Annotated in this window: 13 protein-coding genes; 8 read left to right on the top strand and 5 right to left on the bottom strand. The window is 65.0% G+C overall.

What is annotated here, in order from left to right:
- Positions 1–13 precede the first annotated feature (13 nt).
- On the top strand, positions 14–1,582 hold the full coding sequence (locus E1B25_RS18235; RefSeq protein WP_132831028.1) for a gamma-glutamyltransferase family protein: 1,569 nt from the start codon (positions 14–16) through the stop codon (positions 1,580–1,582).
- Positions 1,583–1,585: 3 nt separating this feature from the next.
- Positions 1,586–2,974, top strand: a complete 1,389-nt coding sequence (locus E1B25_RS18230) for a M20 family metallopeptidase (RefSeq protein ID WP_132831027.1) — start codon at positions 1,586–1,588, stop codon at positions 2,972–2,974.
- A gap of 51 nt (positions 2,975–3,025) precedes the next feature.
- On the opposite strand, the gene E1B25_RS18225 is transcribed toward E1B25_RS18230, so the two are convergent.
- The 3 genes from E1B25_RS18225 to mazG all read right to left on the bottom strand — a co-directional run bounded on the left by E1B25_RS18225 (position 3,026) and on the right by mazG (position 5,422).
- Complete coding sequence (locus tag E1B25_RS18225; RefSeq protein WP_132831026.1) at positions 3,026–3,466, bottom strand: GNAT family N-acetyltransferase; 441 nt, start codon at positions 3,464–3,466, stop codon at positions 3,026–3,028.
- A complete protein-coding gene (locus E1B25_RS18220) occupies positions 3,463–4,404 on the bottom strand; it encodes a nucleoside hydrolase (protein WP_132831025.1) in 942 nt (313 codons plus the stop codon). Before E1B25_RS18220 ends, E1B25_RS18225 begins: the two co-directional genes overlap by 4 nt.
- A gap of 196 nt (positions 4,405–4,600) precedes the next feature.
- Positions 4,601–5,422: a nucleoside triphosphate pyrophosphohydrolase gene (gene mazG, locus E1B25_RS18215; protein WP_132831024.1), complete on the bottom strand. Its 822-nt coding sequence runs from the start codon at positions 5,420–5,422 to the stop codon at positions 4,601–4,603.
- Positions 5,423–5,486: 64 nt separating this feature from the next.
- Between mazG and E1B25_RS18210 the strand changes: the two genes are divergently transcribed.
- From E1B25_RS18210 to E1B25_RS18200, 3 genes are read left to right on the top strand one after another with little or no spacing between them, the layout of a single operon-like run.
- On the top strand, positions 5,487–6,656 hold the full coding sequence (locus E1B25_RS18210) for a M20 aminoacylase family protein (RefSeq protein ID WP_132831023.1): 1,170 nt from the start codon (positions 5,487–5,489) through the stop codon (positions 6,654–6,656).
- Between the two features lie 18 nt (positions 6,657–6,674).
- Positions 6,675–7,637 carry an agmatinase gene (gene speB, locus E1B25_RS18205; RefSeq protein ID WP_132831022.1) on the top strand — a complete coding sequence of 321 codons (963 nt, stop codon included), beginning with the start codon at positions 6,675–6,677 and terminating at the stop codon, positions 7,635–7,637.
- Between the two features lie 16 nt (positions 7,638–7,653).
- Entirely contained in the window at positions 7,654–8,082 is a 429-nt protein-coding gene (locus tag E1B25_RS18200; protein ID WP_132831021.1) for a DUF1499 domain-containing protein, read from the top strand.
- On the opposite strand, the gene E1B25_RS18195 is transcribed toward E1B25_RS18200, so the two are convergent.
- Positions 8,008–8,316 (bottom strand): hypothetical protein, encoded by a 309-nt coding sequence (locus E1B25_RS18195; RefSeq protein WP_132831020.1) that lies wholly within the window; start codon positions 8,314–8,316, stop codon positions 8,008–8,010. The genes E1B25_RS18200 and E1B25_RS18195 overlap by 75 nt on opposite strands.
- A gap of 86 nt (positions 8,317–8,402) precedes the next feature.
- Between E1B25_RS18195 and prfA the strand changes: the two genes are divergently transcribed.
- The 3 genes from prfA to E1B25_RS18180 all read left to right on the top strand — a co-directional run bounded on the left by prfA (position 8,403) and on the right by E1B25_RS18180 (position 11,233).
- A complete protein-coding gene (prfA, locus tag E1B25_RS18190; protein WP_132831046.1) occupies positions 8,403–9,455 on the top strand; it encodes a peptide chain release factor 1 in 1,053 nt (350 codons plus the stop codon).
- On the top strand, positions 9,452–10,294 hold the full coding sequence (gene prmC / locus E1B25_RS18185; protein ID WP_132831019.1) for a peptide chain release factor N(5)-glutamine methyltransferase: 843 nt from the start codon (positions 9,452–9,454) through the stop codon (positions 10,292–10,294). The genes prfA and prmC overlap by 4 nt, the downstream gene beginning before the upstream one ends.
- A 243-nt stretch (positions 10,295–10,537) precedes the next feature.
- The gene (locus E1B25_RS18180) at positions 10,538–11,233 is read left to right on the top strand and encodes a DUF4167 domain-containing protein (protein ID WP_132831018.1); all 696 of its coding nucleotides are present in this window, start codon (positions 10,538–10,540) and stop codon (positions 11,231–11,233) included.
- A 181-nt stretch (positions 11,234–11,414) separates the two neighbouring features.
- Here the strand turns inward: E1B25_RS18180 and bmt are convergent, their stop codons facing one another.
- Positions 11,415–12,431: a betaine--homocysteine S-methyltransferase gene (gene bmt, locus E1B25_RS18175; protein ID WP_132831017.1), complete on the bottom strand. Its 1,017-nt coding sequence runs from the start codon at positions 12,429–12,431 to the stop codon at positions 11,415–11,417.
- Positions 12,432–12,532 lie beyond the last annotated feature (101 nt).

Genomic DNA, 12,532 nt, shown 5'->3' with positions numbered 1-12,532 from the left:
AAAGGAACTGCCCATGTCTTCGTCTTTGTCCCGCACGATGCAGACCCACAAGGTCGTGATCGAAACCAAGGGCGGCGTGGTCGCGGCGCAGCATCGGCTGGCGGCCGAGGCTGGCGCCGAAGTTCTGCGGGCGGGCGGCGATGCGGTGGACGCCGCTGTCGCCACATCTTTTGCCATCGGTGTGCTGGAACCCTGGATGAGCGGCCCGGCCGGGGGCGGGGCGATGATGCTGTGGCGCGCGGACAAGGGCGAAGCCATCGCGGTGAACTATGGGATGAAGTCTCCCGCTGGGCTGAAGATCGAGGATTTTCCGCTGTCGGGCGTCGGTGTCGCGGGCGACCTGTTCCCTTGGGAGCAGGTGGTCGGGAACGTCAACGTGCAAGGGGCCAAGGCGATTGCCGTGCCCGGTGTCGTCGACGGTCTGGGCCAGGTGCATGAGCGGTTTGGGCGGATGCCTTGGGCCGATCTGCTGGCCCCCGCGATCGCGCACGCCCGCGAAGGGATGTTGGTCGATTGGTATGCCGCGCTGATCATCGCCTCGTCCACCCGCGCGCTGTCAGAGGATGCCGATGCGGCGGCGCTGTTTCTGGAAGACGGCCAATGGCCGACGATTTCGGGCTGGACGGCGCTGGCCGAAAAGCGGCTGGATCAAAGCCGCATGGCCGACAGTCTCGACACCCTTGCGCGCGAAGGGGCACGCGCCCTGTACGAGGGTGATCTTGGCGCTGCGATTGCCCGCGATGTGCAGGACAAGGGCGGCTATCTCAGCCGGGATGATCTGAGCGCCTATCGCGCCCAGATGCAGGCCCCGCTCAGCCTGTCCTACCGCGATGCCCGCTTTCATGTGGTCGGTGGTCTGACGGCCGGGCCGACCTTTGCCCATGCCATGGGGGAAATGGAACAGCGCGACATGCGCCAGAAGCCAGAGGCCTTTGCCGCCTATGCGGACGGGCTTGAAGCGGCCTATGCCGCGCGGCTGGAGGGGATGGGCGACAGCGGCGAAAGCCCGGCGGCCCCCGGTTGCACCACGCATTTCTCGGTCGTGGATCGGGAAGGCAACATGGTGGCGCAGACTCAGACCCTGCTGTCGATCTTTGGCAGCCGCGTCGTGTCGCCCTCCACGGGATTCCTGATGAACAACGGCATCATGTGGTTTGACCCGGTGCAGGGGCGCGCCAATTCGCTGGCCGCCGACAAACGCTGCCTGATGAACGTCTGCCCGGTGATCGGGGAGAGTGGCGAGCGGCGCTTTGCCTTTGGTGCCTCGGGCGGGCGCAAGATCGTTTCGGCGATGACGCAGATGGCCTCGTTTGTCACCGATTTCGGCATGGATGTCGAAGCGGCCTTTCATCATCCGCGCATTGACGTCTCGGGTGGGCCAAAACTGGTGGCGGACGAAACCCATAGCCCCGAGGTGTTGGACCGGTTGCGCCGCGATCATGAGGTCGTCACCACGCGGCGGACCGTCTTTCCCTATGCCTTTGCCTGTCCCGCCGGCGTGATGCGGGATCGTGACATCAATACCGGTTGTACCGAAATCATGTCGCCCTGGGGTGACGCGGTTGTTGAGAAAGAGGACTGACCCATGACCCGCACCGCTGCCATCGACGCCGTGACCGCCTATTTCGAAGGCGGGAAATTTCAAAGTGAGCTTGCCGATCTGGTCACCTATCCGACGGAAAGCCAGAACCCCGAGGCCGCGCCGGAGCTGCTGCGCTATCTGGTCGAGGCGATGCAGCCGCGCTTGCAAAAACTGGGATTCGAGACGGAAATCCTCCAGAATCCCGACCCGCGCGGCGGCCCGCTGTTGATCGGTGAACGGCGCGAGGGCGATGACCTGCCCACGGTCCTGACCTATGGTCACGGCGATGCGATCCGCGCGCAAGAGGGCATGTGGCGCGAGGGGCTGTCGCCCTATGAATTGGTCGAAGAGGGCGATCGCCTGTATGGGCGCGGCACCGCCGACAACAAGGGGCAGCACCTGATCAACATCGCAGCCCTTGAGGCGGTTTTGGCGGTGCGCGGCAAACTTGGGTTCAACACGCGCATCGTGCTGGAAATGAGCGAAGAGGTCGGATCAAGCGGTCTGGCAGAGGTGTTTGAAAGCCATAAGGCGCGCTTGACCGCCGATGTCCTGATCGCCTCGGACGGGCCAAGGCTGCAACCGGACGTGCCGACCGTTTTCATGGGCTCGCGCGGTGGCGTGACCTTTGATCTGGAACTAACGTTGCGCGAAGGGGCGCATCATTCCGGCAACTGGGGTGGCTTGCTGGCGGACCCGGCGATCATCATGGCGCATGCGCTGGCGACGATCACCGACAAGCGCGGGCAGATCCAGATCGCCGAATGGCGCCCCGACAGCCTGACCGATACGGTGCGCGCCGCCCTTGATGGGCTGCCGGTTTCAGGGGGCGAAGGCCCCGAGGTGGATCTCGATTGGGGCGAGGAAAGCCTGACGCCGGCGGAACGGGTGTTTGGCTGGAACAGCTTTGCCGTGTTGGCGATGACCAGCGGCGTGCCCGAGGCTCCGGTCAACGCGATTTCGGCTTCGGCGAGGGCCACCTGCCAGCTGCGCTATGTGGTGGGCACGGAGCCGGAGGATATTCTTCCGGCCCTGCGTCGCCATCTGGACCGCCACGGGTTCCAAGCGATCACGATCCGCCCGCATGAGCGCGGCTTCTTTCGCGCCACGCGGCTTGACCCCAAGCACCCTTGGGTGGGCTTCGTGACCGGCTCGATCGAGCAGACGGTGGGCCGTGCCCCGCATGTGTTGCCCAATCTGGCCGGATCGCTGCCCAATGACAGCTTTGCCGACATCCTCGGCGTTCCGACCGTCTGGATTCCGCATTCCTATCGCGGCTGCTCACAGCACGCGCCGAACGAACATGTTCTGAAATCGCTGAGCCGCGATGCGCTTCGCGTTATGGCCGGGGTGTTCTGGGACATTGGTGAAGGCGGTACCCCCTCAGCTTGAGGGGGGCAAACAGCCTGAGCCGGCTCTAGGGGTGCCCCCCGTGAGCCCGGCTCAGAGCGTTTTGATCATGACCCGCACGGCGCTGTCCTGAAACTGCGCCCGTTCAAACAGGGCTGCTGTGGGGGAGTTGTCGCCGAGCCGCAGAGACAGCGTTTGCACCCCCGCCTCGCCCAAGGCGCGGGGCAGGGTGGCCAGCACCTCGGTTGCGATGCCGCGGCGGCGCACGGCGGGGCGGATATAGATCTCGTCCAGCCGCGCTTCCATTCCGGCGGCGGCGAGCGACCAGCCGAAACTTAGCGTGACATAGCCCAGCGGCGCGCGCGCCGGGCCGACCAGATAGACAGCCCCATGCGGCAACCCGTCCAGCAGCGGCTCCAGCCCGGCGCGGCGGGTGTCATCATCGCGCGCGATGCCCAGTTCCGTGTGACAGGCGGCGGCGAGGGGGAGCAGACGCTCCAGATCTTCGAGTTTGGCGAGATGCAGCGCAGTCATAGCCGGGCCAGCCTTTCGGTCAGCAGGGTGAAGAAGCCGTCGGCGTCAATGTCGCCCATGAAGGTGGCATTGGGGGCGCGCCCGGTCACCCGCCACCAGTCGGCCACGGTCATGCCAAGGGTGAGATCCGAGCGGGTCTCGATCTCGACGTTGATATGACGACCGCGGAAAAGGTCGGGCCGGATCAGATAGGCGGTGACGCAGGGGTCATGCAGCGGTGCGCCGGCGCTGCCGTATTTTTCCTTGTCGAAGCGTTCAAAGAAATCGGTCATTTCGGCGACGGCGATGCCCACGGGGGTGCCGAGCGCGCGAAAGGCATCGTTGCGCGGTTTGGTGACCAGCGCCTTATGGGTCACATCCAGCGGCATCACGGTCAGCGGAGCGCCGGAGCGGAACACGATATTGGCGGCCTCGGGATCGACATAGATGTTGAATTCGGCGGAAGGGGTGATGTTGCCGCCCTCGAAACAGGCGCCGCCCATCAGCACCACCTCGCGCACCCGCGCGATGACGTCGGGGGCGTCGCGAAAGGCGGTGGCGATATTGGTGAGCGGTCCGAGCGGGCACAGGGTGACGCTGCCGGGGGGATGCGCGCGCAGGGTGTCGATGATGAAATCCACCGCGTGACCGGGGGTAAGATCACCCTCCGGGTCGGGCAGGTCAGGGCCGTCGAGCCCGGTCTTGCCGTGCACATGTTCGGCGGTGACCAGCGGGCGCGCCAGCGGCGTGTCGCAGCCCGCATGGACCGGGATCTCGGGTCGCCCGGCCAGTTCGCAGATGATACGGGCGTTTTTCGAGGTCAGCGGCAGCGGCACGTTGCCAGCCACGGCGGTGAGACCCAGCACCTCGATTTCATCGGGGCTGGCCAGCGCCAGCAGGATGGCGACGGCATCATCCTGACCGGGGTCGGTGTCGATGATGATCTTGCGTGCACTCATGGCGGTCCCCTGTTCGTGACGTAACAGTTGCAGGGCGGGGCGGCGATGTCCAGCGGCGGGCAGGGGGCGAACCGGGGCCTCCGGCGGGGATATTTTAGGTGAAAGGAAGGCGGGGCGGCTGATTCCCCCCCTCCCGGACCGGGGGCCGGGGGAGGGTCAAGGCGAGGTGGCGCGCTATGGTTGGTTGGGGCGGCGCTTACCCCTTGTCTTTTTCCCGTGCCTTCACCGCGTCCCAAAGCGCATCCATTTCCGCAAGGTCGCTGTCCTCGGGGCGTTTTCCGGCCTCGGCCAAGGCGGTCTCGACGGCGGTGAAGCGGCGGGTGAATTTGGCGCTGGCCTTGCGCAGGGCGGTTTCCGGCTCAACGCCCAGATGGCGGCCCAGATTGGCCATGACGAACAGCAGATCGCCGTATTCTTCCTCGATCTCGTCGGGGCCGAGGCTGTCGCGGGCCTCGACCAACTCGTTCGCCTCTTCGGCGATCTTGGCGACCACATCGCCGGTGTCGGGCCAGTCAAAGCCGACCCGTGCGGCCCGCTGTTGCAATTTATAGGCACGCAGCAGCGCGGGCAGGTTCGCCGCCACCCCTTCGAGCGCGCCGCGTTGCGCCTTTTTCGCGCGTTCGCTGGCCTTGATCGCCTCCCAGTCGCGGGTCTGCTGTTCGGCGCTCTTGTTGCGGTCCTCATCTCCGAACACATGCGGATGGCGCGCAACCATCTTGTCGGACATGGTGCGCACCACGTCCTGAAAGGTGAAATGCCCCGCCTCTTGCGCCATCTGGGCGTGAAAGACCGACTGGAACAGCAGATCGCCCAGCTCGCCCTTCAATTCGTCCCATGCGCCGCGTTCGATGGCGTCGGCGACCTCATAGGCCTCTTCGATGGTATAGGGGGCGATACTGGCGAAATCCTGTTCGATATCCCAAGGGCATCCGGTGTCGGGATGGCGCAGCCGGCGCATGATTTCGAGCAAACGTTCGAGTCCCGCGTCGGGGTCGTGGATCAGGTCGTGTTCGGGCATTGCAGAGCCTCTTCATCCGGTGTCAGATGCATCCATTCCGGATCAGGCCGAAGGAGTCCAGCCCATGCCCGTAGTCAATCGCATTGCCGATTATGCCGAAGAGATGACCGGTTGGCGGCGGCATCTGCACCAGATCCCGGAGCTGTCGTTCGACTGTCCGCAGACGGCGGCCTTCATCGCGGCGCGGTTGCGCGACTTTGGCGTCGACGAGATTCACGAGGGGCTCGCGCAGACCGGGATCGTGGCGATCATCAAAGGCCGGGGTGCGGGCCCAACCATCGGGCTGCGCGCCGATTTCGATGCGCTGCCGATTCCAGAGGCGACCGGGGTCGCCTATGCCTCGCGCCATCCGGGCAAGATGCATGCCTGCGGCCATGATGGCCACACCACGATGCTGTTGGGGGCGGCCAAGTATCTGGCCGAGACCCGCAATTTCGCCGGGCGCGTCGCGCTGATCTTTCAGCCCGCCGAGGAGGATGGTGGCGGCGCCGAGGTGATGGTTCAGGAGGGGGTTCTGGACCGGTTCGACGTGGGCGAGGTTTACGCGCTGCACAATGCGCCGGGGTTCGAGAGCGGTGGTTTCTATACCACGCCGGGGCCGTTGATGGCGGCGGTGGATCAGTTCCATGTGCATATCAAGGGGGTCGGCGGCCATGGGGCGACGCCGCATGAGACCCGCGATCCGGTGGTCGCGGCGGTTGCCATCGCGCAGGCGTTCCAGACCATCGTCAGCCGCAACCACTTCGCGCTGGACGATCTGGTGATCTCGGTCACCCAGATCCACACCGGCACCACCGACAACGTGATCCCCGAGACCGCCTATCTCAACGGCACGGTGCGCACCTTCGACCCAAAGGTGCAGCAGATGGTGATCGAGCGGATGCGCGCCATCGTGGCTGGTCAGGCGCTGGCGTTCGACGTGGCGGCCGAGTTGGACTATGAAAAGGGCTATCCGCCGACCGTGAATGACGCGGAAAAGACCCGCTTTGCCGTGGCCGTGGCCGAAGACGTGGCCGGGGCCGCCAAGGTGCAGGGCGATGCCCAGCGCGAGATGGGAGCGGAGGATTTCGCCTTCATGCTGCAGAAACGGCCGGGGGCCTATCTGTTCATCGGGCAGGGCGACAGCGCCGGGCTGCACCAGCCCGATTACGATTTCAACGACGAGATTGCCCCGGTGGGCGCCTCGTTCTTTGCCCGGCTGGTGGAACGTGCCCAGCCGTTGGCGGCGACATAATTCAGGGGAGAGCGACACATGGGCATGAGCGATGTGGAGAATGAGATCGACGCGGGCTTTACCCGTGAGGATCTCAAAGGGATAAACCTGGAGGCGGCCTATGGAGGCGCGCCCTCGTTCCTGAAACGGCGCTATACCAAGGATCTGAGCGGCGCGCAGATCGCGGTGACCGGGGTGCCTTTTGACATGGCGGTGTCGAACCGGCCCGGCACACGGCTGGGGCCGCGCGCGATCCGCGAGGCGTCGAGCTATCAACCCTATGACGAGCCCTATGGCTGGCCGTTCAGTGCGCTGAGCGAATTGGCGATCGTGGATTACGGCGATGTGGCCTATGATTACGCCAATATACCGGCATTTCCGGCGGCGCTGACGGCGCATATCCGCAAGATTTTGGCGGCGGGCGTGGCGCCGGTGACGCTTGGGGGCGATCACTATATCACCTATCCGGTGCTTCGGGCCTTTGCCGAGAAATACGGGCCGATGTCGCTGTTGCAGTTCGATGCCCATACCGACACTTGGGCCGATGACGATCCGGACCGGATCGATCATGGCACCATGTTCTACAAGGCGGTGAAAGAGGGGCTGGTGGACCCGGCGCGCTCGGTTCAGGTGGGGATCCGGACCCATAACGCGGATACGCTGGGGGTGAACATCATCGACGCGCGCGAGGTGCATGAGACCGGGCCGCAGGCGGTGGCGCAGAAAATCCGTGGTATTCTGGGCGATCATCCGACCTATCTGACCTTTGATATCGACGGGCTGGACCCGGCCTTCGCACCGGGGACCGGCACGCCGGTCTGGGGCGGGATGAGTTCGGCGCAGGCGGCGATCATGCTGCGCGATATCGCCGGGATCAATATCAAGGGCGGCGATGTGGTCGAGGTGTCGCCGCCGTTTGACACCTCCGGCATCACGGCGGTGGCGGGGGCGCATGTGGCGACCGCGATCATCTGCCTGCTGGGCTGGACCATGTTGATGTGAGCGAAAGATGGGGCGAATGAACGTGGGACTTTTGGGTCTTGTGGTGGTGGTGGTGCTTGTGGTTGCGGGGCTGGCCTTTATCCGGCTGGCGCCCAGCGATCCGGAGCGGTGGCACCGACCACTAAAGGTAAGCGCGGACAAGACCTTCAAATCCGGGGTGACGCGACGACTGCCGGCGGGACCGGAGGCGCTGGCGCGGTTTGACGCGATCGTTCGGGCGACGCCGCGCACGCGGGTTCTGGCCGGGTCGGTGGGCGAGGGACTGATCACCTATGTCACCCGCAGCCGGGGGATGGGGTTTCCCGATTACACCACGGTGCAACAGGCGGGCGATGTGCTGGAGATCTATGCCCGGTCGCGGTTCGGACGCTCAGATCTTGGGGTAAACAAGGCCCGTGTCGAAGGCTGGCTTGCTGATTTCGCGCAGATCAAGGCGGGAGGATAGGCACCCCTGCTGGACCTCGCGCCACATCGGCACATTGAGCGACATCTGGCATTGCGCCATGAACATGCGCCCGTCCACATGCAGGCAGATGGTTTCGCCCAGTTCGACGCGCCCGCCGGTGCTGTCGGTGCAATAGCAATCTCGCACGAGGCCGCCGGGTCCGATCACGTCGGCCTTGGCGCCGGTGAGGGCGGGCAGGGCGAAGAGGGCAAACAGCAGGGCGAGGCGGGTCATGACGCGGGCTCCGATCAGTCTCTGTGCCTTTAGGGTAGCATGGCATCGCTCTTGACCAAAGCCCCGGGATGAAGGACACCGCGCGGATGGTTCCAGAAGAACGCCTAGAGCAGATCACCCAGCGGTTCGAGTATCTTGAAGCCGCAATGGCCGGAGCGGCCGGCGCAGAGATTGCGGCGCTGGCCAAGGAATATTCCGACTTGAAGCCAGTGGTCGAAAAGATCGCCGGCTGGCGCGCGCTGCGCGACGAGCTGGAAGAGGCCGAAGCGATGCTGTCGGATCCCGACATGCGCGAGTTGGCGGAGGAGGAGATCCCGGCGCTAAAGACGCGGCTGCCCGAGGCCGAGCACGCGCTCCGGCTGGCACTGCTGCCGCGCGACGAGGCTGACACACGTTCGGCGATTTTGGAGATCCGGCCCGGCACCGGGGGCGATGAGGCGGCGCTGTTCGCGGCAGATCTGCTGCGGATGTATCAGCGGTTTTCCGAGGCGCGCGGCTGGCGCTGGGATGAGATTGAGCTGCAGCAGACCGAGCTGGGCGGCATCAAGGAAGCGGTTGTCCGGATCGGTGGCGATAATGTATTTGCCCGGCTGAAATACGAATCCGGCGTCCACCGGGTGCAGCGGGTGCCGAGCACGGAAAGCGGCGGGCGGGTCCATACCTCGGCCGCGACAGTTGCCGTGCTGCCCGAGGCGCAGGACGTGGACATCAAGATTGACGCGAACGATATTCGGATCGACACCATGCGCAGTTCCGGCGCGGGCGGGCAGCATGTGAACACCACCGATTCCGCCGTGCGGATCACCCATATGCCGTCAGGAATCGTGGTGACGAGTTCGGAGAAATCGCAACACCGCAACCGCGAGATCGCGATGCAGGTGCTGCGCACCCGGCTCTATGACATGGAGCGGCAGAAGGTGCATGATGAACGCTCGCAGGCGCGCAAGAGCCAGGTGGGATCGGGGGATCGCAGCGAACGGATCCGCACCTATAACTTTCCGCAGGGGCGGATGACCGATCATCGCATCAACCTGACGCTTTATAAGTTGGATCAGGTAATGCAGGGCGATCTGGACGAGGTGATCGAGGCGCTGACGGCCGACGATCAGGCCCGCATGTTGGCCGAGATGGGCCAATGAGTGGCGCTCAGACCGCGGCTCAGGCGATGGCGGCAGCGGCGGCGCGGCTGCGGGCCGCAGGGGTGGACAATCCGGCCCGCGATGCCCGTGTTCTGCTGGCCCATGCGGCCCGGATCGAGGCGGCGCGGGTAACGCTGATCGCGCCCGAGGATCTGGAGCCGGAGATTGCCGAACGCTATGAGCAGCTGATTGCCTTGCGTGCGATCCGGGTGCCGGTGTCGCATCTGGTGGGAGAACGCGAATTCTATGGTCGCCGGTTCAAGGTCTCGGGCGATGTGCTGGACCCGCGCCCAGAAACCGAGACGCTGATCGAGGCGGCGCTGGCGGAACCGTTTTCGCATGTGCTGGATCTGGGCATCGGCTCGGGCTGTATTCTGGTCACGCTGCTGGCGGAACGGTGCGAGGCTACCGGTGTCGGGGTCGATCTGAGCGAGGCGGCCTGTTTGCAGGCCAGCGCCAATGCGGTGCTGCACCGGGTGCAGGCGCGAGCGGAGATCGTGCAATCGGATTGGTTTTCCAACGTCGCGGGGCGGTTTGACCTGATCGTGGCGAATCCGCCCTATATTGCCGCTGACGAAATGGCGGGGCTGTCGGACGAGGTCCGCTGCCATGAACCGGAACTGGCCCTGACCGATGGCGGCGACGGGCTGGGGGCCTATCGCGCGATCGCCGCGCAGGTGGTGGCGCATCTGCAGCCCGACGGGCGGCTGATGGTCGAGATCGGTCCGAGCCAGGCGATGGCGGTCTGCGCGATCTTTTCAGCGGCCGGGCTCAGCGATATCGGGGTGGTTCCGGACATGGACGGACGCGATCGGGTGGTCCGCGCGTGGTTGCGGTAACGGCGGCAAATCGGCAACTGCGGCGGCGGAAATCCCGGCCGTGAGACACAAAATGTAGTTTTTTCAACCAAACCCCCTTGTCTGGACCGGCAGGACATGTTTACTCAAACCCGTTGCCCCGGCGAGGCTCTCGCAGCTTCCGCGCAACGCCAAGCCCAAAAGTCGCAGATTCGCACAATGACTTCAGCGCATGAGGCGCACCCGGATCATACGACAATGAAGACAAGGCTGACGTAAGATAAAATGAGATCGTCCAAACCCCGTTCGCGGTCGAAGTCGAACCGCAACCGCTCGTCTGGTGGAAACGTCATTAACCGCGTGTTTGACAGCTCCGGCCCGGAAGGGAAGGTGCGCGGCACCCCGCAGCAGATCATCGACAAATACAACCAGCTTGCCCGCGATGCTCAACTGAGCAATGACCGTGTGGCGGCAGAAAACTTTCAGCAGCACGCCGAGCATTATCAGCGTATGCTGAGCGAGGCCATGCAAGAGCAGGAGTCGCGTCGCGAGGAGCAGGAGCGGCAAAACCGTGAACGCCAAGCCGAACGCGACCGTGATCGGGAGCGTGATCGCGAACGCTCTCAGAGGCAGGAGCGCGAGTCTGGCCCGCGCAATGCGGATCCGGCCGAGGCGCCGCAGCCTGATGTGGCGCGGCCCGATGCACCGCAGCCTGATGTTCTTGATCTGGGTTCCCGCGAAAGCGACTCTGATAGCGGTCTGGTAGAGACCCCGGAAAGCAAGCCCAAGAAGGCCCCTGCGCCGCGCAAACCGCGCACGCGCCGGCCATCGACCAAGGCCAAGGACAGCGCCGCAGAGGGCGGCCCGGCCAAGGACGCCAGCGCCGCCCAAGGCGAGGCCAAATCCGACGCGCCAGCCCGTGATACCAAGGGTGGGGATGCCAAGGGCGATTCCGGAGAGCCTAGCGCCGCCGCCGAGTGATCGGATCGCGCGGAAAAAACGATGGGCCGGGCGCGTATAGCGCACCGGCCCTTTTGCTGTTCTATGGGCCTCTGTGCTATGGGCCGAAGCAGAACGGCATCGCCCCGAACCGACTGGGCCGGTCCGGGGCGGGAATTTGGTTTGGGATAGGCTTTCGGGGTGCGGGTCGGACCTGAAACGGTCAGCTCCGGCGACGGCGGCGGCGCGGCCGGGGATCGCCGCCGGCATCCTCACCGGTGCCATCGCTGGCCGAGGTGAAGCCGCCGAGCGCCTCGGCGATCTGTTCCAGCGTCGGACGCTCGCCGCGCGGGCGGGTATCGAGCGCCTCGCGCATGTGCACCAGGTGCTCCGGCATGGTGCCGCAGCAGCCGCCGATAATCCGTGCGCCAGCATCGCGCGCCATCACCGCGTAATCGGCCATCAGCTCGGGCGTGCCGTCGTAATGGATATGGCCATGTACGTATTTCGGAATACCCGCGTTGCCCTTGGAGATGATCGGGCGTTCGGTGCCTTGGGCGACGAATCCCAAGATCGTGCGCAGGATGTCCGAGGCGCCGGTGCCGCAATTCGCGCCAAAGGCGATCGGCGCGTTGGGCAGGCTTTCGACCAGTTGCACCATATCGGCCGAGGTGACGCCCATCATGGTGCGCCCGGCTGTGTCAAAGCTCATGGTGCCGGCCCAAGGCATATCTGCCAGCGCAAAGGCTTCGGCGGCGGCGCGGTATTCTTCGGGGGCCGAGATGGTCTCCAACCACAGCACGTCAACGCCACCTTCTTTCAGACCTTCGGCCTGTTCGTGAAAAATCTCGACCGCGAGCGCATGGCTGAGGCTGCCCACCGGCTCCATGATTTCGCCGGTTGGCCCGACCGAGCCCGCCACGACGATTTTGCGTGCGGCCTTGTCGGCCAGCTCGCGCCCCAGTTCGGCCCCGATCCGGTTCAGCTCGCGCACCCGTTTTTCGGCGCTGTGCAGTTTCAGGCGCGAGGCGTTGCCGCCAAAGGTATTGGTCAGGAACAGGTCGCTGCCCGCATCCACCGCCCCCTTGTAAAGCGCGGTGATCTTGGCCGGTTCGTCGACGTTCCACAGCTCGGGCGCGTCGCCCGCTTGCAGACCCATGGCGAACAGGTTGGTCCCGGTGGCGCCGTCGGCGAGGAGAAAGTCCTTTTCCGCCAGCATTTTGGAAAGGGCGTTGGTCATGTCCGTCGCTCCGTTGCGATCATTGGGCGGCATCTGCTCGACACCGATACAGCAACGCCCCATCTGTCATAGACGGGGCGTTTTTGCAATTCCGAATGGTT

Origin of the sequence: Antarcticimicrobium sediminis (assembly GCF_004348975.1) — a bacterium.
In the GTDB taxonomy this organism is placed as follows: Bacteria; Pseudomonadota; Alphaproteobacteria; order Rhodobacterales; family Rhodobacteraceae; genus Antarcticimicrobium; species Antarcticimicrobium sediminis.
Note: the sequence above shows the minus strand (reverse complement) of the source record. Positions and strands in the feature narration are given on the sequence as shown.

What these genes read in the sequence shown, in the direction of transcription:
- mazG (WP_132831024.1), bottom strand. Translation starts at nt 5,422, where the DNA reads ATGCCCGAACACGACCTGATCCACGACCCCGACGCGGGACTCGAACGT.
- E1B25_RS18200 (WP_132831021.1), top strand. Translation starts at nt 7,654, where the DNA reads ATGAACGTGGGACTTTTGGGTCTTGTGGTGGTGGTGGTGCTTGTGGTT.
- E1B25_RS18195 (WP_132831020.1), bottom strand. Translation starts at nt 8,316, where the DNA reads ATGACCCGCCTCGCCCTGCTGTTTGCCCTCTTCGCCCTGCCCGCCCTC.
- E1B25_RS18210 (WP_132831023.1), top strand. Translation starts at nt 5,487, where the DNA reads ATGCCCGTAGTCAATCGCATTGCCGATTATGCCGAAGAGATGACCGGT.
- bmt (WP_132831017.1), bottom strand. Translation starts at nt 12,431, where the DNA reads ATGACCAACGCCCTTTCCAAAATGCTGGCGGAAAAGGACTTTCTCCTC.
- E1B25_RS18235 (WP_132831028.1), top strand. Translation starts at nt 14, where the DNA reads ATGTCTTCGTCTTTGTCCCGCACGATGCAGACCCACAAGGTCGTGATC.
- speB (WP_132831022.1), top strand. Translation starts at nt 6,675, where the DNA reads ATGGGCATGAGCGATGTGGAGAATGAGATCGACGCGGGCTTTACCCGT.
- prmC (WP_132831019.1), top strand. Translation starts at nt 9,452, where the DNA reads ATGAGTGGCGCTCAGACCGCGGCTCAGGCGATGGCGGCAGCGGCGGCG.
- E1B25_RS18220 (WP_132831025.1), bottom strand. Translation starts at nt 4,404, where the DNA reads ATGAGTGCACGCAAGATCATCATCGACACCGACCCCGGTCAGGATGAT.
- prfA (WP_132831046.1), top strand. Translation starts at nt 8,403, where the DNA reads ATGGTTCCAGAAGAACGCCTAGAGCAGATCACCCAGCGGTTCGAGTAT.
- E1B25_RS18225 (WP_132831026.1), bottom strand. Translation starts at nt 3,466, where the DNA reads ATGACTGCGCTGCATCTCGCCAAACTCGAAGATCTGGAGCGTCTGCTC.
- E1B25_RS18180 (WP_132831018.1), top strand. Translation starts at nt 10,538, where the DNA reads ATGAGATCGTCCAAACCCCGTTCGCGGTCGAAGTCGAACCGCAACCGC.
- E1B25_RS18230 (WP_132831027.1), top strand. Translation starts at nt 1,586, where the DNA reads ATGACCCGCACCGCTGCCATCGACGCCGTGACCGCCTATTTCGAAGGC.